This window comes from Chitinophaga sp. GbtcB8, assembly GCF_019091455.1.
GTDB lineage: Bacteria > Bacteroidota > Bacteroidia > Chitinophagales > Chitinophagaceae > Chitinophaga.
Genome location: NZ_JAGXJN010000291.1, coordinates 1 through 249, shown reverse-complemented (window position 1 = coordinate 249; position 249 = coordinate 1). Strand labels below are relative to the sequence as shown.

Sequence of the window (249 nt, the reverse complement as noted above, 5' to 3'; positions counted from 1 at the left end):
GTGGTTCTGTTGATTAAGCGAACAAGCATTTAAAATTTAATCAATGGGGAGCCACGTACGATGAACAATTTTGAGAAGTCTGTTTTTGAATTGGCAGTTCACAGCGAAATCAAAGATAAGATCCTAAGTATTGCGAAACAAGCAAACAGCGACGTTCTTTATAACAAAAAAGATATTGCATTCGATCTGATGGAAGTGGTCTTAAATATCACTGAACTAGAGAGTGGGTTTCTTTCTGTTATAAGCGAG

The 249-nt window shown here is 36.5% G+C and carries 1 protein-coding gene; it reads left to right on the top strand.

Features of this window, described 5'->3' with window-relative positions; all coding sequences use genetic code 11:
* Window positions 1-60: 60 nt before the first annotated feature.
* Window positions 61-249: hypothetical protein (locus KVT36_RS31900; protein WP_217607464.1), on the top strand; the 189-nt coding region annotated here is incomplete at its 3' end.